Here is a 20,335-nt window from a genome sequence, read left to right on the forward strand (position 1 = left end):
GCTTCCATCTATCTGGCATACTGCGCCCATTCTCCATGAACGCAATCTGCCCTGCCTATGAATTACCGCACCCCGCTCGTCCTGCTACTGGTATCCGCACTGCTCGGCGCCTGCTCGGACAAGACCGCCCCCGCCAGCGCCGACGTGGCAGCTGACGTGGCAAGCGATGTCCCCGCAGCCGCTGAAGCAGCCGACACGGCATCGGCCGAACACGTGCCGCCACCGGCCGCCACCGCGCCCAGGACGGAGGCGATGAACACGCCGCAAGCGCGCGAGCTCGAAGTGGGCATGATGCGCGCCGTCTTCGGCAAGGACTATCGCAGCGACAGCGACGATGCGCTGGCCGACCTGTCCGATCCGGACAACCACGTCGACAAACTCAGTTACGTCGTCAGTGCCGTCAGCCACAAGCTGCTGCCCGATGGCCGCGCCATCCTGGTGGCGAATGCGGAAACGGCCAACACGGAAGGCACGGCGGAATCGGCGCACGCCTCGTCGGGACTGTTGAACGTGTTTTTCCTGGCGCCCAAGGGCCAGCCGGAAGACGGCCAATGGCAAGTCGTGAAACGGCTGGAAAACATCGCCGCCCTGGGTTCATCGGGACAGCTGGGCGAAGTGCACTGGGTCATGCTGGGTGCGAACAAGCCGGGACTGGCGATCCGCCATGGCTATACGGGCCAGGGCTACACCATCACGCAACTTGCCCTGTTTGAAATCGGCGACGGCAAAGTGACGGCGCTCGATGGCGGCATCGACCTGTACTCGGACAATATGGGCGCCTGTACACCGGACATGGATGAATGCTGGATGGTGGCAGGCAGCTGGCGCTTTGCGGCGGCGCGCAATGGCGGTGCCTACGATGACTTGCTGATCGACTTCAAGGGCGCGTCCGAGAAGATCAAGCCCGGCGTCACGGTCAAGCCGGACGTAGACCCACCGCGCATCGCCACGCCATTGAACGGCCACGCGCGCTATGGCTTCGATGGCAAGGGATACAAACTGATCGAGGGCAAGAACACGGTGCCTGGCGTCTGAGCCAGGCACCGGTGGTAAAAAATCAGCGGCGCGCCGCCTCCAGGCGCACCAGCAGCGGCGCATACATGGCACGCGTATGGCTGCTCCAGCGGGCCATGGCGCTGTCGATATCGAGCAGCAGGCGTTCCGACAATACCTTGTCGCCTTGCTGCAGCGCCCAGATCGCGCATTCGGCGCGGCACTCGAAGCTGTTGTAGCGCGCCAGCGCATCGTCGAATTCCGCCTTCGCCTCCCGCTGGCGCCCGCTTTGCGCCAGCGCGCGCGCCGTCAGCAGGGACACCATCTCGGGACGGAAATGGATATCCGTGCGGCGGATGAACTCCAGGTGCGTCAAGGCCTCGGCGCCGCGCCCGCATTCCAGGTAGGCGCGTGCCGCGCCCAGGCGAATTTCCAGATCCGAGGAAAACGCTCCCTGCAGGCAGGCTTCATACGTCGATGCAGCTTCCTGCGCATCGCCTGCTTCCAGCTGCGCGCTGGCCAGGCGCATCTGGTTCTGCGCCGTCGGCGTGTACTCGAAAGCGGCTTTCGCCTCGCGCAGTTCGCGATTCGGATCGAGCACTTGCACGGCCACCGAAGCTACCTTGCGCGCGCCTTGCGGCAGGCGCGAATTGGGCAGGTAGATGGCGAAGAAATACACCACGCTGCCCAGCAGCGGAAACATGAATAAAATGAGCAGCCAGTACAGCTGCTGCCCGTTGCGCACCACGTGAATCGCAAAAAACAGCGCGATCAGGATGTGGATGCCTATGCCAAAAATCGTCATGTTACAACCTCGTTCGTGACGGGAGCCGCTGGCACCATGCCGCCGCTTTCCCTGGCTCAATATTACACCGGCCGCCGCGGCAAGCCCGCTGGGGAGACACGCGAACGGCGAAAAAAAAACAGGACAGCCGCGAGACCGTCCTGCTTTCCTGGCGCGCCTATGGGCGTCAGAACGTGCTGATAGCGTTCAGGAACCAGCCCCGGCTGCGATACGACAAATCCGTCAAATCGTCCGAGAAGGTCGTGAAGTTGTAGCCGATGCCGATCTTGGCGTGCTTCGCCACATGCCGGTAGACGCCGACCAGGGCGCCGGCACGCGCATCGCCCGCCTCGCGCGCCTTCAGCCTGCGTCCCTCGATCAGGGCATCCCACTCCTTGACGATATGGAAGTCGGCGCGCAGCACCAGCAATTCCGCGCGGCTGGAAAACCACTCGCCTTGCGTCTTCGACGCGCGCAACTGGCCCGTGCGCACGCCGAATTTCCCGCCCAACGACAGCCATGGCCGCACGTCATACGTCGTATCGACATTCAGGATATGACTTTTCTGCGTGTAGTCGAGCACCCCGCCTGTGACGCCGTCGACCTGGCCTGGCGATGGCAGGTTATAAAAGTACGTGTACTTGAACAGGGTATTCCAGCGGTCGTTGTCGACCGGGCGATAGGCCGCTCCCGTCACCACTTCCGTGTAGTCGCCATCGTAGAAGGCACCCCGCGTGGAACTGCTGCGCGACAGGTTGAACTTGCCCAGCAGGCGCCAATCGCGGTCCAGCTGGTAGCTCAGCGCATTACGCGTCAGCCACACCTTGCGGTGTTCGCTGTTCGCGTCCGTGGTGCAGCCGCCGTCAGCCGGCACGGTGGCGCAACTGCCATCGACCGTCCCCAGCGACTTCGTGCGGTCCGTGCGGAACTCCAGCGCACTGGAAAACTTCATCCGCTCGTAGGCATATGCCGCCGTCAGGCCGATGGCGTCGCGCTTCAAGTCGCCCGACAGGGGATTCGACAGCGTGCCCGTCTCGAACTTGATGCCCGTGGTCCAGCGTTCGGTAGGCGCCAGGTCCACGCCGAACGCGTGCGTCAGGCTTTGCGGCCCCGCGCCATTGCCCCAGCGGCTTTCCGCAAACAGGCCCGCCTTGTCGTTCAGGCGGTAGCGGCTGCCCGCCGTCAGCGTGGACTGGCGGCCGCTGTAGTTCACATCCGGCGTTTCCGTCTCCATGCGGTAGTTCAGGTAAACGCTGCTGCGTTCATCCATCTGCATGTTGCCGAACAGCTGGCCGCCCACGCCGCCGCTGCCGCCCGACGCTTCCGCCCCCAGGCGCAGGCGTTCGCTCACCTGGTAAGTGCCACCCAGTCCCGCGCGGTCATTCAGGGCGCGGTTGCCGCTGCGCGACAAGGTATGCTGCACGAAGCCGTACATATCCCACGGCGCGTACAGCAATCCTGCCACGCGCGCCGAGGCCACGCCGGAAGCGAGCGTGGTGTCGGGGCCGTACTGCGGACCGCCAGCCATGCCCGCCTCGCGGCCCTGCGTCACCAGCTGGCCCGTGATGCCGCCTTCCAGCCCCTGCTGCGGCACGGCGTTCGACGCCGGCGTCTTTTCCAGCGCGCCATCCCGGGCTTGCTGGCCCTCCTGCAATGGCCGATAGTCGACGCGCAGCACGGCGTCGCTGCGCCCGCCATCCTGGCTCAGGATGGCGCTGGCATTGTCCCTGCCAGCCGCATTGTCGCGGCGGTCGTGCCGCAGGCCTGCCGACACGCCCCACTCCGCATCGAGCTTGTGGCGCAGCGCCGCTTCCACGGCGCGTGCATCCTGGCTGGTGGCCGTGCGGTCATCCGCCTTCAGAGACACTTCCGTGCGCTCGCCCAGCGGCAAGGTCGCCGCCAGGCCCGTTTGCCGCACGGCCTCGCCGTTCAGGGTCTGCATGCCCGGTCCCGCATAACCGGCTTCGCGGTCCTGCCAATAGGCGGCGATGCGGCCGCGCGCCGCGCCGCCCAGGTCGGCCAGGTCCAGCGCGCCGTCGAAGCGCTTCGCGTTGGCGGGGCGGCCGCCCGCCGTCGTCTGGTTGAAATCGAAGCCGCCGCTCGATGAACTGAGCACGCTGCTGGCGTCGCCGCTGGAACGGGCTGCCTCGGCCTTGATCCAGGTACCCGGCTTGTAGCGCAAGGTCAGGTCCAGCTCCTTGAGGGTCTGGTCCGAACCTTGTTCGCCCTGGTGATAATTGCTGGCCCCGATGCGCACATGGTCGTTGAACCAGTGGCTGGCGCGCACGCCCACCGAGGTGCCGGAAATGGCGCTCAGGCCCGGCACATACTCATACGTCGCCACCAGGTACACGGGATTGCCGCTCAAGCTGGCGCTTTGCACCAGCGCGCCGCCATCGGCCACGGAGGACAGCGGCGAGCGCAGGGTCAGGCGTCCCTGCAGGTAGTTGATTTCATAATCCTGCGAAGGCGTCAGCTGGATGCGCTCGATCACCAGGCCCGAATCCTTGTCGCGCACTTCCACCCACAGGCGTTCCGAACCTTGCGTCAGGTCCAGGTGGCGCAGATAGTATTGCGAACCGCCCGTGCCGCGAAATTCCTCGCGCGACTGCAAGGTGCCCGGCGAAGCGGCAAAGGCGTTGACCGTGCTGGCCTTTTCGCCATGGCTGGTGCTGGCGGCGCCATTCCACAACAGGTTGGCGCCATACAGGCCGCGGCTGTACTGGGCCAGTTCCGAGCCGCTCCAGGTGGTCTGGAAATTCCCCCACATGACGGACGAATCGCCTTTTTCCAGGCGCACGTAAAAGCGCCCCTGGGTAGGCGCATCGTCGACGGTGGTGCTGTCGTCGCCGTACACGGGATAGTATTTGTCCGGATCGATGCGGCGCAGCAGGTAGTTCGGGTCCTTGCTCTGGAAATTGTGGAACAGGTCGCGCAGGGGCTGCTCGCGCGTGTCGGCGCTGGCCGTCAGCAGGTAGTCGCCCTTGATCTTGCCCTTCAAGTAAAACGCGCCGCGGCCGTCGGCCCAGGTCTCGTTCCGGTAGTGCTGCGTGTCGCCCGTGACCAGTTCCGCCGGTCCCTTGGTGCGGTCGCGGCCAATGGTCAGGTCGGCCAGCGCCACATAAAACCAGTCGCTGTCGGCGATATTCAGGTTGCGGCGGAAGGTCATGCCGGCCCCGCTGCCATCCTTCACGGCCACTTCCACCGTATGCGGTCCAGGACGCATGATCTGGCGCATGGCGAACTTGCCGCTGACGTCAACCGGCACGACCATGCCCAGCGCCGTCACCTGCTGGCCAGGCTTGATCTTCTCGCCGCTGATGGTGACGCTACCGCCCGATGCATCGATATTGCGCAAGATCAGGCTCGACTCGCCCCAACCGGCCAAGGCATCGCCGCCGGCCTTCTTGCCCGGCGCTTCGGGCGGCGCCGCATCGAGCAGGCGCAGTGGCTGCAAACGCGTCTCGTCGAACTTGCCGCCTGCGTCGTAGACGCGCAGCAGGTAGCCGATCTGCTCCGGCGCATCGGCCGGCGCCTGCCAGGCCGTCGCTTCGCCCATCGTCGCGGGCACAATCGCAAATGGCTGCTCCTGCGTGCTCTGTCCCTTGGCGAAGATGCGGATCTCGGCGCGCTGCTGGAAAAATGCGTAATTGGTGTACGTGCCAAAACGCACAGGCGCCTGGCGCTGCGCATAAGGCGCCGCCAGCCAGACATTCAAGGCCGGCGCCACATTCAAGGGGTCGTACTTGACCTGGATGTCGGAACGCTCCAGCGCCACGTCGACGCAGCGCTGGCGGTCCGCCTCCTGCTGCGGCGTATCGGTGTCCTGCACCACGCCGTCTATGCTGATGGAGAAGGCTGCATCGCGGTTGGCCAGCTGGCTGGCGACGGCGCAATCGTCGACCTGCACCACCGTCTCGATGCGCTTCGGCGGTGCGGCGGCGACAGCCGGCAGTTCGACGGCTTCCTCGTACCAGGCACGGATTTCCGTGCGGCGGTTCTGCGCCATGCCTTGCGGCGTGGCGTTCGACGTGATCGCTTCGCTCTCGCCCTTGCCGCTGGCGGAGAAGGCCGACGCCGGCAAGTCCAGCGCGCGCATCAGATAGGCCGTGACGGCCAGCGCGCGCGCCTCCGACAGATGCTGGTTGGTCGGGAAAGTCGGCTTCAACCAGGCGGCGATGCGCTGGTTGTCCGTATGCCCGATCACCTGCACGCGCACCTTCTGCTTGTCGCGCAAACGTGCGGCAAGCGCGTCAAGCCGGGCCGTGGCGGCCGGCAGCAGCACATCGCGGCCGGACTCGAAATTGGTGCCCGACAGCAGATCGTCGAAAGTCACGCTCTGCTGCGCCGGCGTGGCCGGCGGCACCGCTTCCAGGATCACGCGGCGCTCGGCGCGGCTCAGGCCAGACGGCGCCAGGCCGCTGAAAGCGGGCGACTCCTGCTCGCCGCTCGAGGGCTGCTGCGCCCCCATGCTGTGGCTCCGGTCCAGCATTTTTCCCCGCAGCGCGTGCTCGTTTGCCGTTTGCGCATGCGCGCCCAGACAGACAAAGCCTATGCTGCCGAGCAAATACACGAGCCGCTTGGGGGCCGGCCTGGCCGCCGCTTTGAAGGTGCCTTGATTGCTAACGTTCATGGTCATTTTCGGTTTCATTGTGCGCCCTCGATCTCGATGACGAGGGGATATTCGTTTTGCAGTGCCTGCCAGCGCGCCTGCATCTCGCTTTCGATCGCCTTGCTGCGGCGCTGCGCCAGCGCGGCATCGCCGCCAGCGGCATACGCGATGCGCAGTACCGATGGCTTGGCGCGCAGGCTGGCCACCAGTCCTTCGATGCGTCCGGCCCATTCCGGCTGCAAGGTCGTTTCGCCCGCGACGAATGCGGCGTCGCTCAGCTCAAGACGCACGACACGGTGGATGGTGGCGCCGAAGTTCAGCTTGACCACCTTGCCTCGGGTCAGGCGCACATCGCGCGGATTTTCCGTCGTGACGCGGTAGCCGCTCGGCAGGGTGCGGTCATCGAGCTTCATGACGAAGTTCGAGCCGCGGTCCGCATTCGGAATCGCCGGACAAGCCACGTGGAAGCGTCCTTCCGCATCCGTCGTCACCAGCAAGCCGCGCGCCGTCGCCATGCGCACGCCGGCAATGCCCGCCTCGCCGTCATCCTGGTAGCCATTCGCGTTCCGGTCGTCGAACACCTTGCCGATGATGTCGGGACAATCGAAAGTGGCATCCGGCACCACGCGCACCGTGGCGGTAGCCAGGTTGGAAATACGCGTCTCGCCCGTCGCTGCCCAGGCCTGGTTGACGTATTCGCCATCGCCAACGCCGCTGCCCACCATCAGCATCAGCTTGTAGGTCTTCTTCTCCTTCGGCGCGAAACCGCTTTCCTTCCAGCGCAAGCTGCGGCCATCGACGATCGGTTCCGCCGGCACGCCATTGCGGGTCGCGCTGCCGACGCGGTACTTGAAGCCGGCCGGTATCAGGTCGCGCACCTCCATCGCGCCCAGGGTCGCCGCCTGCGGATTGCTGGCCGTGATCGTGTACGGCACCAGGTCGCCGCGCGTGACGTTCAGCATCGGCGTCGCCTTCGTCACCATGATGCTGTCGCTGCCCAGCGGGTCGAGCGGGATATGGTTGTTCAGGATCGGTGCCGAACCGCCATTCGTGATGACAAAGCTCAGGTAATACTGCGTGGTCCTGGCGCCTCCGGCGATCAGTCCCGTGCAGTTGTTCGGATCAAGTTCCATCTTCGTCGACAATGCCGGCGCCAGCTCGCTGGCCTGGATAAAGGCCGGATCCGGCACCAGGCCCACCGTCAGCGGTCCCTTGCAGGCCGGCAGGCTGCCGGACGGCGCCAGCAGGTAATTCGCCGGCGCCACCACGCTCAGCGTATACACGCCGTTGGGGAAACCGTTCTGCAGCAGGAACTGGTACATGCCGTCGCTGCCCACGATTTGCGTCTGCTCAGCAACACCACCGACCAGGTGCGTGGCGCTGTCAAAACCGGCAGGACCGCTGATCGACACGACGGCGCCAGCCACCGGCTTGCGCGTCACGGAGTCGTACACCACGCCGGCCGGATCGAGCGGCAGATTCTGCTCGACGACACGGTCGCCGTCGCGCAAGGTCAGGTTGGTGATGCGGCTACCGCCCGGCACCACCACGCCTTCGCCCCCCGTCGACACGGGCACGTTCGGCATGTTGTTGCCATCCTTGAGGAAGGTGATCGCATAGCCGGAACCCGTCGGCAAGCCGCTCGCCTCGTAGCCGGGGCAATGCAGGTTGTCGAACTGGTAGAAGCCCTTCTCGTCCGTGATGGCGCGGCAGATCAATTTGCCTTCCTGGTGCAGCTCGGCCGTCCAGCCAGCCACGCCAGCCTGGCTGCCGTCGAGCGGACGCACACGGCTGCCGTCGCGGTTCAGCCATACGTAGCCGTTGATGATGGGCGGCTTCAATTGCGGGATGCCCTTCTCGCCGAACAGATAGCCGCGCATGTCGTCGCCCGCCGCCAGCCTGATGCCGGTGATCGTATCCTTGTTGCCCACGCCGACAGGCTTGCTGGCGTTGGCCGTGCCCACCGATCCTGGCAGCACCGCCGTCTTGCCGTCCACATAGCCGGCCGGCTGCGTTTCCGTCAGGGTGTAGCCGGCGGCGTCGCTGACCGGCACCGTGTCGAACAGATAGCTGCCGTCGGTGCCCGTCAGCACGCTCAGCTTGACCGGCTTGCCATCGACGGACGTGCCGCTCAGGACCACCGTCACGCCGGCAATGCCTGACTCGCCATCGTTGCGGATGCCGTCGTTATTCAGGTCGGCATACACCACGCCACCGAGCTTGCCCAGCATATGGCGTTCGCCAAACAGGTAGCCGCTCGCCTGCGTCGCCACCGGCAGCACGATGTCGCCGATCGTGTTGTGTTCCGGCGCCGCGCCGAAGCTGGCGTTGTTGACCTTGCCGCCGGCGCTGCCGGCCGTTTCGCGGCCGTCGAGATACACGGCAGGCTGGCTTTCCAGCAGGCTGTAGGTACCGGCAGGCAGGCCGTCGAAGCGGTAGCTGCCATCGCTTCCCGTCACCACCGTACGGGTCAAGCCGTTCGCGCCGCGCACAGTGATGTCAATGTCGGCGATGCCCGCTTCCCCCGCGTCCATGGCGCCGTTGTCGTTCAGGTCGCGATACACGAAACCCCGCAACGACGACACCTGTTCGCGGAAATCATAGCCGCTGCCATTGCCCTGCGGCGGCAGGACGATGCCGCTGACGACATCCACCACGCCGGTACCGACCGGTTTGCCGTTGATGCTGCCGACAAAGGTACCCGTCGCACCCGGATAATTCCCCAGGCCGGCCGGCTGCGTTTCAGTGACCGTGTAGCCGGCAGGACCGGACGGATACAGGCCAGGGAAGGTGTAGCTGCCATCGGCGTCCGTGACGACGGTGACATTGACCGGCTTGCCGTGGCTGTCGATGCCGCTCAGCGTCAGGCTCACACCCGGCAAGCCTTCGCCCTTCTCGTAGCTGCTACTGTCGTTCGCATCGCCGTACACGCGGCCGGAAATGCTCGCCGCCTGCAGTTCGCCGAAGTCAAAACGCGTATGGCTCTTCGCCGCATCGAATGGAATGCGCGCGATGGTATTGGCCGTGCCGATGTCGCAGGCCGGATTGGCGCAGGAGGCGGCGCCGTCGATCAGGCCCTTGCGCTGGCGTCCGTCCAGATAGGCGGCCGGCTGCGTTTCCACCAAGGTATAGCCGGCCGCATTCGCGTGCGGCAGGTCGCGCAAGCTGTAGCTGCCATCGGCGGCCGTGATGGCCGTGCGGTTGACCGGGGTCACGCCATCGCGGGCGATGCCGGTCAGGGTGATGGTAACGCCGGCGATGCCCGCGGTTTCACCCGCATCGCGCACGCCATTGTCGTTCGCGTCGACGTAGACGGCGCCGCTGATGGCGCCTGTCTTCTCGCCGAAATCGTAACCCGTCAATTGCGCGCCCGGCGCCAGCGCGATGGCGCTGACCACGTTGGCCACGCTGGCATTGCCGCCGCCATTGCCGGCCGCCTGGCCCGCATCGGCGTAATTGACCGGCTGCGTCTGCGTCACGGTATAAGTACCGGCGAGCAGGCCGTCGAAATGGTAGGCGCCGTTGGCATCGGTCAGCACCGTCACGGAACCGCCTGCGCCACCGGTCAGCGTCAAGGTCACGCCCGCCAACGGCGTGTCGCCGCTGCCGGCCGCGCCATTGCCGTCCACATCGAGGTAGACCTTGCCGGCGATGCTGCCCGTCAGTTCGCCAAAATTGTAATCGCGCGCGCTGCCGCCGTTCGGCAGCACGATGCCGTTGAATTGGTCGAAACGGGGCGCACTGCCGCCGATGCGGCCTGTCGCGACGCCATTGACCGTGCCCACGCTTTCCGCGCCATCGAGGTAGGCGGCAGGCTGGGTTTCAGCCACGGCATAGCCGTTGCCGTCGCTTTGCGGCAGGCCCGTGAAGCTGTAGCCGCCGTCGGCCGCCGTTTGCAGCGTGCACAAGGCAGGCACGATCACGCTGCAGACGTCGAAGCCATCCGCCGTGGTACCCGACAGCGTGACCGTCACGCCGGCGATGCCCGTCTCGCCCCCATCCTTGCGGCCGTTGCGGTTCGCATCGATATACACGTAACCGGACAGCGACTGCGCCACGCCGCCAGCCGCGCCCGGCGCCTGGCCGAAATGGTAGCCCGTCGCCGTGGCGCCGGGCAGCAGTACGATGGCGCCGGCAGTGCGGATCGCCGCACCCGGCACGCCCGTGCCAGGCACGCGCACGGCGCCGTCGATCAGGCCACCGAGGCTGCCTGCCTGCGCACCCGTGTGATACAGGCTGGCCGGCGGCGTGACCGTCACGGCATAGCCGGCAGCGTCGCTCGGCGCCAGGCCGGCAATCAGGTAACTGCCATCGGCGCCCGTCTGGAAGGTGCAGCTCGGCACGGCAATGCCGGGACAGACGGGATGACCGAGATGGTCGTTGCCGCTCAGGGTCAGCGTGACACCGGCCACGCCCGTGCTTTCACCACCCTGGCGCACCGCATCGCGGTTGCTGTCCATGTAGACGCTGCCGGCAATCGACGCCAGCGCCAGTTCGCCGAAATTGCGCTCGGTGTAGCTCAGGCCCGGTTCGATGCTGCCGATGACGATGCCTTCCGGCGCGGCGCGTCCCGCGCTGTTCGCCACGACATTGCCGGCGCCGTTCTGCTCCTTGCCATCCGCATGGCCGGCAGGCTGGGCCAGTTCGGTCACCGTGTAGGATTCTCCCAGACGGCTAGGCGGGACATTCGTGAAGCTGTATTTGCCATTGGCGTCGGTGGTGGCCGTGCACGCGCTGCCCATCGCGACGCACACGTCGGCGCCCCAGAAGGTCAGGCCGGAGAGCTTCACCTGCACGCCGGCGATGCCATTTTCGCCCGCCTCGCGCAAGCCGTTGTTGTTCTTGTCGGCGTACACGTAGCCGCTGATGGCAGCATGCGCGTATTCCTGGAACAGGTAGCCCGTCGCCGCCGTATTCGGCGCCAGCACGATCTGGCCGATGGTGTTGTGCGCCGCGCTGGCGGAACAGTTGGCGCCGTTGTCGCAGCTGGCCGGCGGCGGCGTGCCACCGGCCGTGCCCGCGACTTCAAACAGGTCGGCGTAGCTGGCCGGCTGTGTCTCGACGAGGGTATAGCCGCCGGCCGCGGAGCGCGGCAGGCGGTCGAACAGGAAGTCGCCGCTGCTGGTGCTGAGGGTCAGCGGCGCGCCCGCCGTGCCGATATCGTTGCCCCAGAAATCCTGGCCGTACAGCGAGAACGTCACGCTGCTGGTGATCTTCTCACCGGCATCCATGCCGTTGCTGCGGTTCGCATCGTTATACACGGAGCCGGCGATGCTCGACTTGACGATCTGCACGTCGACGCTGGCACTGTTGTTGCCGGCGTTCGGATCGCGCGAGGTGCCCGGCGTCGGCACGATGCTGGCGGTATTTGTGATATTGCTGGCGAACGGTCCCGCATAGGCCGGGTATGGCGCCTTCACGGGGATGGTGATGGAGACCAGGTTGGCCGTGTCGGCTGCGCCCGATGCAATCGGCAGCACGCCCAGCGTGCAGGTCACGGTGACCGGCGAACCGCTGCTGACGCAGTTGTTCAAGGTCAGCGAAGCGCCCGAGCCGAGGCGTGCCGTCGGTGCGCCCGTCAGCACGAAGCCGGCCGGCAGCACGTCGGTGACGACCGTGCTGGCCGCCAGGGCGGGACCCAGGTTCCCCACCACCAGGGTGTAGGTAAAGGGCTGGTTGATGCTGAACGGCGATGCGGGCGAAACGGTTTTCGACACCAGCATCAGGTCGGTCTTCGGCAGCACGGTGGTGGTTTCTTCCACCACGTTGTTCGTCGCCAGCTTGTCGCCGGCAAACGGCGCCGCACCCGTTTCCAGCGATTCGACGCTGGCGTTGATCTTGTAGGTGATCGATCCCAGCGGCGCATTGCTGACGGGACCCGTATCGAATTTCAGGCCGAACACGCGGCTGGCGCCGCTGGACAGCGTGCTATCGCCGGGCACGCTGGCCAGGTAGCACACCAGGTTCGTGCCCGCGCCGCCCGGCTGGCTGCACGAGGCGCCGGCCGGCAAGGTGGTACCGGCGGCATTCCACAGCATGGTATACGGCACGGCCGCGCCGTTTTGCGGCGGCGGCACGGGCGTGACGACCAGTTTCAGGCCGGTGGCCAGCGACGGCCCGTTGTTTTGCACGGTAACCTTGTACACCAGCGCATCGCCGAACGGGCTCTGTTCATAGCCCGTATCGACGGCCGACACGCTCAGGTCCAGCTCCTTGCTGATCACGGTGACGGTGGTGCTGTTGCTGTTGTTGGCCGCATTGCTGTCGTCGGTCGTCGTGCTGATGGTGGCGCTGCTGGCATAGGCCGCGTCGAGCGCATCCGGGTACGGGAACACGGGGATGACCGAGAAGATCAGCTGGCGCGTCTCGCCATCGCCGAGTCCAAAGGTCCGGCATTCGATGCCGGCCTGTCCCGCATAAGGCGCACCGCTGAAGGCGGGCACCAGCGTGCATTGCGCGGCGCTGCCCGCGATGCTGGCCGAGCCGGCGACATACGCCATGCGGGCTGGATCGATGACCTGGCGCAGCACCACATTGGCCGCGCTGCTGGGCCCATTGTTGCGGATCGAGGTGGTGAACACCAGCGGCACGCCGACGCGCACGGGGTTCGGCGCACCGGCCATCGCCGTGACGCCGACGTCGGCCTGCGGCACCACGGTGACGGTGGCGCCGGAGCTGTTATTGGCCGCATCGGTGTCGATGGCATCCGGGCTCGATACCGTAGCGGTATTGAGCAAGGCGCCGTCCTTCAACGGGCGATTGAGCGTGATGGTGATGGTGCGCGACGCGCCATTGCCCAGGTTCAGCAGCGTGCACGTGATGGTCGACGCAAAGCTGCAGCTTTCGCCTGCGCCGCTGCCGGCCAGCACGACGCTGCCGCCCGTGGTGCCGCCGCTGCCGTTGTACCAGTGCGGCAAGGCGTCGACCACCTTGACGGTCGGTGCGCTGTCCGGGCCAGCATTGCTGACCACCAGGGTATAGCTGAAGGTATTCGAGGCAGCCGGCAAGCTGACCAGGGACGCCGTCTTGACGATGGCCAGGTCGACGTTCAACGGCGTCGATGTGACGCTGGCGGTGTCGCAATTGCCCGTGCTCGCATTGTCCGGCGGCTGGTGCGCCGACCCGGCGGCCATGCCGGTACAGGCGGTATTGCTCAAGGTGCCGGAAAAACCCGCTTGCGCGCGCGTGGTCAGAATCAGGGCAGGCAGTTTCGCGCCGCGCGCCAGGCTGCCGGAGATCGTGTAGGTGCAGGTCACCAGCTGTCCCGCCGCGCTGCACGTCCAGCCCGCGCCGCTGGCGCTCACATAGCTTTCTTGCGGCGACAAGGTATCGGTCACGGTCACGGTGCCGCTGGCGGCACTGGTGGAGGTGCTCGCATTGGTGACCGTGATGGTATTGGTGATCAGGCCATTCGCCGCGACCAGTCCTGGCGACTTGCTCTTGCTCAGGGTCAGGTGGGCGAATGGCGCGACGATGGTGTAGGTGGCCGAGGCGGGATTGTTCAAGCCGTCGAGCGGGGCGCTGCGTGCCACGTCCACCACATTCGCGCCGCCCGTCGCACCCGTGGCGACGGTCAGCGGAATCAGGAACTTGGAAGAGGTGGCGCCCAGCGCCAGCGCGCCGACATTGCAGGTGATCGTCTGGCCAGCCTTGGCGCAGCCGGCCGGCAAGGTGCCGATCGTGAAATCGCCGGACACCGTCGTCTTCACGGTGACGCCGCTGGCGTCCTGCGTGCCGCTATTGACGGCCCACAGGTTCAGGCTGACCGCCTCGCCCTGCGTGAACGAGCTCAGGCCGCTGGCGTTCGACACCAGGGTTTGCCGGGCATCGAGGTCGGTGCCCGGCTTGACCGTGACGATGACCTGGCTTGGTCCGTTGTTGCCGTCTTCCGGATCGCCGGTCTGCAAGTCGCTGGAAGCCACCGACGCGCCGTTGGTGATGGTGCCGGCGATGCTCTTGACAATGCGCCCGCCGATCGTGATGGGGGGAGCTTGCTGCCCGACGCCGATGGCCGCGCCGCTGTAGGTACAGGTCAGCACGGTGCCCGAACGGGCGCATGCCCAGCCCGTGCCAGACGCTGACGCGTAGGTAAAATCCGCGCTGGCCGGCAAGTTGTACGTGACCTTGAATTGCGATGCGCTGTCCGGACCGGCATTCGCCACGTCCACCCGGTAGCCCACCGTTGCGCCGGCCGCTGCCGTACAAGCGGCGGGACAACCGCTCAAGCCCGTCGTGCCGCTGGCGGCGACGCTCAGGTCCGCGCCCTTGATGACGGTGACCGTCTTGATCGAATCGTTGTTGAAGCTGTTGCCGTCCGTGTCCACGTTGACAAAAGACACGCTGGCCTTGGTCACCACGGCAGACGCCGCCGAGCCCGTGCCGCTGAAATTGACCGTCCAGTTCGCGGTCTTGCCCAGTCCGCTGCGCGTGCAAGTGAGCAATTGCGGACTGGCTGCCAGATTGAAGGCGCAACCGGCCGGCGCCGTGCTCGACGCAAAATTCACATTGGCGGGCAATTCCACCGCCAGGCGCACGGTGCCCGTCGCATCGACCAGGTCCTCATTGTTCGTCACCACCACCGAAAAGCTGGCCTTGCCGCCGCGCGGCACGGGGTCCGGCGCCTGCAGGTAGGCGGAAACGGACAAGTCGATTGTCGCCGCCGACGCCGTTCCCGCCGCGCCAAGGGTGCAGAAACAGGCGATCAGCCATAACAGGCGCTGCAGGAGACCGCGCGGCCCTCCCCGCTTGCAGGAGATCAGACAGGAAAAGATAGTGCGCAAAAAGGAGGACATAGGCATGGCAGTCGTCAGGGGGTTGTGCGGTGTGCTGCAACGGCACTTCCGGCCCAGAAAAAACAGCGAACGGCCTGCTTTTTCACCCTGCGGACATGGCAAGGCGGCACGAAAGTCAACAAATATTCAATGTGTAATTTATGACAACATTGAATATTTGCGACATTCTGGTGCATTTTTTAATGCTTTACAAGCAATAAAAATATTAAAAAATTAATCAATTGAGATTAAGCAAGGAAATGAAAAAATCACTCAAAGGCACTTGCATTCATGCTAACAAATGTGTCTATTTTGTTATTTTTTTGAAATTGGTACTACGACAGTTTTTTTTGCTTCACGCCCTTGAAATGATAGAAATCAAGGCTAAAGATGCCAATTTCGCTCAATATGCCACTATGTACTCCAGCGTACATATCAGAAAGAAAAGTGTTTCCCATGTGATACTAAAAATAATTCAAATGACAATGTTTATTGGTATCACAGGCGCAGCACGGCAGAAATCACAAAAGAATTCCATGTGGAAATTTTTTATGTACTGCAACGTGAAAATGAAGTTGTGAAAATACAACAAGAAAGATCGGCGGCGCGCCGCCGCGGACAAGGGAAACGCGGGGAGTTTTGGGAAAGGGCGGCAAGACGTTACCGAAGCGCCTGCATCCAGGCAAAAAAACCGGATGCTGCGACAGGAGGGAGCAGGCGCTTGTCCCGGCAGAGGGATCCATCCCCTGCCGGGACAGCCGGGACAGGCGTTAAGGGCGGGCCGTTGCCGCCCAGCCGCCGCCCATGGCCCGGTACAGGTCGACCGAGGCGACGAGGATGCGCGTCTTCAGTTGCAGCAGCCCCACGTCGGCGCTGTACAGGGTACGCTGGGCGTCCAGCTCTTCCAGGTACGAGGCATAGCCATTGCGGTAGCGGTTATGCGCGATGCGCAGGGTGTCCGCCGCCGTGGCGCGGCGCGCGTCGTTTTCCACGGCCTGCTGCTGGAGGCGGTAGATGGCGCCCAGGCTGTTCTCCGTTTCGGCGAAGGCATTGCGCACCACGTTTTCATAGGTGTACGCGAGCTGGTCGCGCTGCGCGCCTGCCGCATCCGTCTGCGCCTGCACGCGCCCGCCGTCGAACAGGGGACCGGCCGCCAGCGCAGTCAGCCGCCAGAGGGCCGTGGGCGCATGCAGGAAATCGGTGAGCGTCGTCGCTTGCCCGCCGCCCACGGCCGTCAGCTTGAACGAGGGCAGCAGCTGGTCGCGCGTGGCGGCCAGGCTGGCGTTGGCGGCCGCCAGGTTGTGTTCCGCGCGCGCGATGTCGGGCCGCCGGCGCAGCAATTCGGACGGCAGGCCGGCCGGCACGCCCGGCGCCGCCAGTTCGGCCAGCGGCAAGCCGCGCGCGATGGGGCCGGGATTGCCGCCGACGAGGATGGCCAGCGCGTTTTCCTGTTCAAAGATCTGCCGCTGCAGCTGCGGCACCTGCTCGGCCGCCGCATGGTATTCCGATTGCGCCTGCAGCCATTCCAGCCGCGAGCTGTAGCCCACCTCGAACTGCTTGCGCGCCAGCTCGCGCGACTGTTCGCGCAGCTGCAGGGTCGATTGCGTGAGCGCCAGCTGCGCGTCGAGCCCCCGCAGATTCAGGTAACTCGTCGCCACGCTGGCGGCGATCGACAGGGCCGCCGCATCGAGGCTGACCTGCTCGGCGCGGTAACTCTCGCCCGCAGCATCGCTCAGATTGGCCAGCCGGCCCCACACGTCGATTTCATAGCTGGCCTGCAGTTCGGCCTGGAAGACATTCGTCACATACGGTTTGCCGCTGGACGCCAGGGTGCGCGTGCGCGTGGGCGAGCCGTCGAAGGCCAGGTTGGGCGCGCGGTTCGCATCGGCCTGCGCCAGGCGCGCGCGGTATTCCTGCACCCGGGCGCGGGCCACGCGCAAGTCGCCGTTGCGCGCCAGCGCCTCGCCCACCAGGTCGCTCAAGACCGGATCGCCGAATGCCTGCCACCACAACTGCTCCACCTGCGCGCCAGCAGGCGCACCATCGGCCGCGGGCGCGCGCCAGCCGGACGGCAGCTGCAATGCCGATGGCGGCTGCAAGGGCGCGTTGGCGGCGCAGCCGGCCAGCGCCAGCGCGCCGGCCATCAGCAGGACATGGCGCTTCATGGCTTGGCCTTCTTCGGCGCTGGCGGCGGCGCCGGATTGTCCGCCGAGTCGTTCAGCACGGCGGACGTGTCGACGCTGACCACCACCGACATGCCGGGCACGAGCCGGCGTGCATTCGCCTGCCCCGCGTCGATGCGGATGCGCACGGGAATGCGCTGGGCGATTTTAAGGTAATTGCCCGTCGCGTTATCGGCCGGCAGCACGGAAAACTCGGAACCGGTGGCCGGCGAGATGCGCTCCACCTGGCCCGTCAGCACGGCGCCGTCGAGCGCATCGACGTGGAAGGTGGCGCTCTGCCCTTCCTGCACGCCGTTCATCTGCGTTTCCTTGAAATTGGCGATGACCCACATCTGGCGCGGCACCAGCGCCATCAGCTGCGCACCCGAATTCACGTACGCGCCCTGGCGCACCGTCACCTGGCCCAGCTGGCCGTCGGAAGGGGCAACGATGCGCGTGTTATCGAGGTCGATCTTCGCCGCCTTGACGGCCGCCTGCGCGTTCGCCACGGCCGCTTCCAGCGCCTGCTTGTTGACCACCACGGAATGCACGCTTTGCTGGGCGATGTCGAGATTGGCCCGCGCCTGCGCCAGCGCGGCCGCCATCTGCGCCTGCGCGGCGCGCGACTGATCGTGTTCGCGCTGCGACAGGGAACCGTCGGCCACCAATTGTTCCACGCGATTGAGGTCGGCGCTGGCCTTGCGCGCCTGCGCTTCCGCATTCGCCAGCGCCGCCTCGCTGACGGAAATGCCCGCCTGCGCGCTGGCCTTTTGCTGCGCCCAGTTCGACAGCGCCGCCTGCTGCGCCGCCAGCTGGGCCTGCGCCTGCTCGTAGCGCTGCTGGTAGATGCGGTCGTCGATGCGCACCAGCAGCTGGCCTTCCTTCACGTCCATGAAATCCTGCACCGTCACTTCCACCACGTAGCCGGACAGCTGCGTGCCGATGATCGTCACCTGCCCCCGCACGGTGGCGTTTTCCGTCGTCACGACGGGGCTGGTGAACGGCGGCAGCCGCCACGCGTACAGCACGATCAGCACGCCCACCAGGGCCACGGCGGCAAAGGCCAGCGCGGACAGCCACTGGTGGCGCCGGTCCGGCTGCGCCGTGGAAGGGGCGGCGGGTGCGGCTGCTGGCGCCGCCGATGCAGGTGCGGGAGGTGGCGGTGGATTGTTATTTTCTGTCATTGCTCGGTTCCGAATTGGTAATGGGGACGATGGCCATGGCCGTCTGCGCATCGCGCACGGGGCCGACCAGGCGACGCGCGCCGGTGGTGATGCGGGTCCAGGATTGGCTGACCAGCATCCAGATCAGGGTGGCGATGGCGACGCCGGCGATCATCAAAAAGACGTCGTTATAGGCCAGCACATTGGCTTCGCGCGTGGCGATGGCGCCCAGGCGCGCCACGCCCTGTGCGCTGCGCAAGGCAGGGTCCGTCAGCACGCCGCCGTAGCTCGCGGCGCCGGACTGCACGCGCGCGGCCACCTGCGGGTCGAGCAGGGTGAGATGCTCGACCAGGTAGCTGGAATGGTATTTTTCGCGCGCCGTCTGGATGGTGCCGACGATGGCCGAGCCGAGCAAGCCGCCCAGGTTCTGCGTCATGGTAAACATCACGGAAAAGCTCACCAGGTTGCGCGGTTCGGCGATCACGGCGCCCATGCCGGCCACCATGGTGGGACCGAGGAAATACGTGCCGCCAAAGGCCAGCAGGAACTGGCTGACATACATGTTGACGGGGCGCGTCTGGCTGGTGGCGTGGGCGTCGATCAGGGCGCCGGCGGCGATCAGCAGCAGCGCGAACATCAGCGAGCGGTTCAGGGTGGCCGGATTGATCGTCAGCGCGCTGACCACCAGGCCCGCCACGCTGCCCAGCAGCACCACGATGAACAGGTTCTGCATCTGGTCCGTGTTCAAGCCCAGCGCCTGCAGGAAGCCCACGGCCCCCGTCGATTCGGACAGCACGATGCGAAACAGCAGCACGGACAAGAACAGCTTGGCGATCTTGCCCGTGGTGAGCCAGCGCGTATTGAGCAGCGGGCGCGCGCGGTTATGCTCGATGGCCAGCGACGCGGCGATCAGCACGATGGAGCACGCCAGGCATACGCCCACCCATTCCGATTCCATCCACCACGCCGTGCGCCCCTGCGCCAGCACGGCGCACAGCAGGGCCACGCCGGGTGCGAACAGGATGAAGGTGAGGAAATCGAGCGGCTCGAACGTCTGCACCCTGTCGCCGGGCGGCAGTTTCAGGGCCAGCACGCAGCCCAGCGCCAGCAGGGCCAGTCCCAGTTCGAACAGGTACAGGCCGTGCCATTCGCCGATCTGCAGCAGTTCGGAAGTGAAGATGCGCGCCAGCGGCAGCGCCAGTTGGGCAAAACCCAGGCCCAGCACCACGCCTTTCAGGCGGTGCCGCGCGGGAAACGCCTGCAAGGTGTAGTACAGGCCCAGCACGCCCAGCGCGCCGCCCACCATGCCATGCGCGGCGCGCACGGCGATCGCCGACGGCAAGGTATTCGCATACAAGTGGGCGAACGTCACCAGCGCATACAGCACCAGGAACGCTTCCGTGAACAGGCGCAGGCCGAACTGCTGGCGGAACTTCACCAGCAGCAGATTCATGGACACGATGGTCATCACGTAGGCGGCCGGCAGCCACTGCATCTGGTAGGCATAGGCGGCCAGCGAACCTTGCAGGTTCAGCAGATTGGCCGTCACCAGGCCGTTGCCCAGTCCCCCCGTCAGCGCGACGATCAGGCCGACGATGAAGTACGCGACACGCTTGGGCGTCGAATGTTCGGGCATCGATGGCGACCCGGGCAAGGTCGGGCGTTCGCCCGGCCCCCAGGTGCGAGGTGTGTACTTGTCCATGCGGTAATCGCGATCCGGTTTGCTGAAGCCGTTCCTTGCTGCCGTTATATAAATAGTTGCAAATGAACAGTTCTAGTCAGCAGCATATCACCGCAGGACGTTTTTATTGTTTACATTGTTGCATGGCGTTGCGCCTGCAACGCAGTAG

7 protein-coding genes are annotated in these 20,335 nt (G+C 65.7%); 1 reads left to right on the top strand and 6 read right to left on the bottom strand.

The genetic code is table 11. The features are described 5' to 3' along the window. Positions 1 to 57: 57 nt before the first annotated feature. Positions 58 to 1,035, top strand: a complete 978-nt coding sequence (locus tag O3298_RS04535; protein ID WP_305058609.1) for a hypothetical protein — start codon at positions 58 to 60, stop codon at positions 1,033 to 1,035. A 22-nt stretch (positions 1,036 to 1,057) separates the two neighbouring features. Here the strand turns inward: O3298_RS04535 and O3298_RS04540 are convergent, their stop codons facing one another. The 6 genes from O3298_RS04540 to O3298_RS04565 form a co-directional block, all read right to left on the bottom strand. Next, positions 1,058 to 1,798: a tetratricopeptide repeat protein gene (locus O3298_RS04540; protein WP_305058610.1), complete on the bottom strand. Its 741-nt coding sequence runs from the start codon at positions 1,796 to 1,798 to the stop codon at positions 1,058 to 1,060. Positions 1,799 to 1,964: 166 nt separating this feature from the next. Beyond that, positions 1,965 to 6,410 (bottom strand): OmpA family protein, encoded by a 4,446-nt coding sequence (locus O3298_RS04545; protein ID WP_305058611.1) that lies wholly within the window; start codon positions 6,408 to 6,410, stop codon positions 1,965 to 1,967. Positions 6,411 to 6,424: 14 nt separating this feature from the next. Further along, positions 6,425 to 15,187 (bottom strand): SdrD B-like domain-containing protein, encoded by an 8,763-nt coding sequence (locus O3298_RS04550; RefSeq protein ID WP_305058612.1) that lies wholly within the window; start codon positions 15,185 to 15,187, stop codon positions 6,425 to 6,427. Between the two features lie 743 nt (positions 15,188 to 15,930). After that, a complete protein-coding gene (locus tag O3298_RS04555; protein ID WP_305058613.1) occupies positions 15,931 to 17,325 on the bottom strand; it encodes an efflux transporter outer membrane subunit in 1,395 nt (464 codons plus the stop codon). Beyond that, positions 17,322 to 18,506: an HlyD family secretion protein gene (locus tag O3298_RS04560; protein WP_305058614.1), complete on the bottom strand. Its 1,185-nt coding sequence runs from the start codon at positions 18,504 to 18,506 to the stop codon at positions 17,322 to 17,324. The genes O3298_RS04555 and O3298_RS04560 overlap by 4 nt, the downstream gene beginning before the upstream one ends. Then, the gene (locus O3298_RS04565; protein ID WP_289903745.1) at positions 18,493 to 20,187 is read right to left on the bottom strand and encodes an MFS transporter; all 1,695 of its coding nucleotides are present in this window, start codon (positions 20,185 to 20,187) and stop codon (positions 18,493 to 18,495) included. The genes O3298_RS04560 and O3298_RS04565 overlap by 14 nt, the downstream gene beginning before the upstream one ends. Positions 20,188 to 20,335: the final 148 nt, after the last annotated feature.

The organism is Janthinobacterium sp. SUN137, assembly GCF_030587265.1.
GTDB lineage: Bacteria > Pseudomonadota > Gammaproteobacteria > Burkholderiales > Burkholderiaceae_D > Janthinobacterium > Janthinobacterium kumbetense.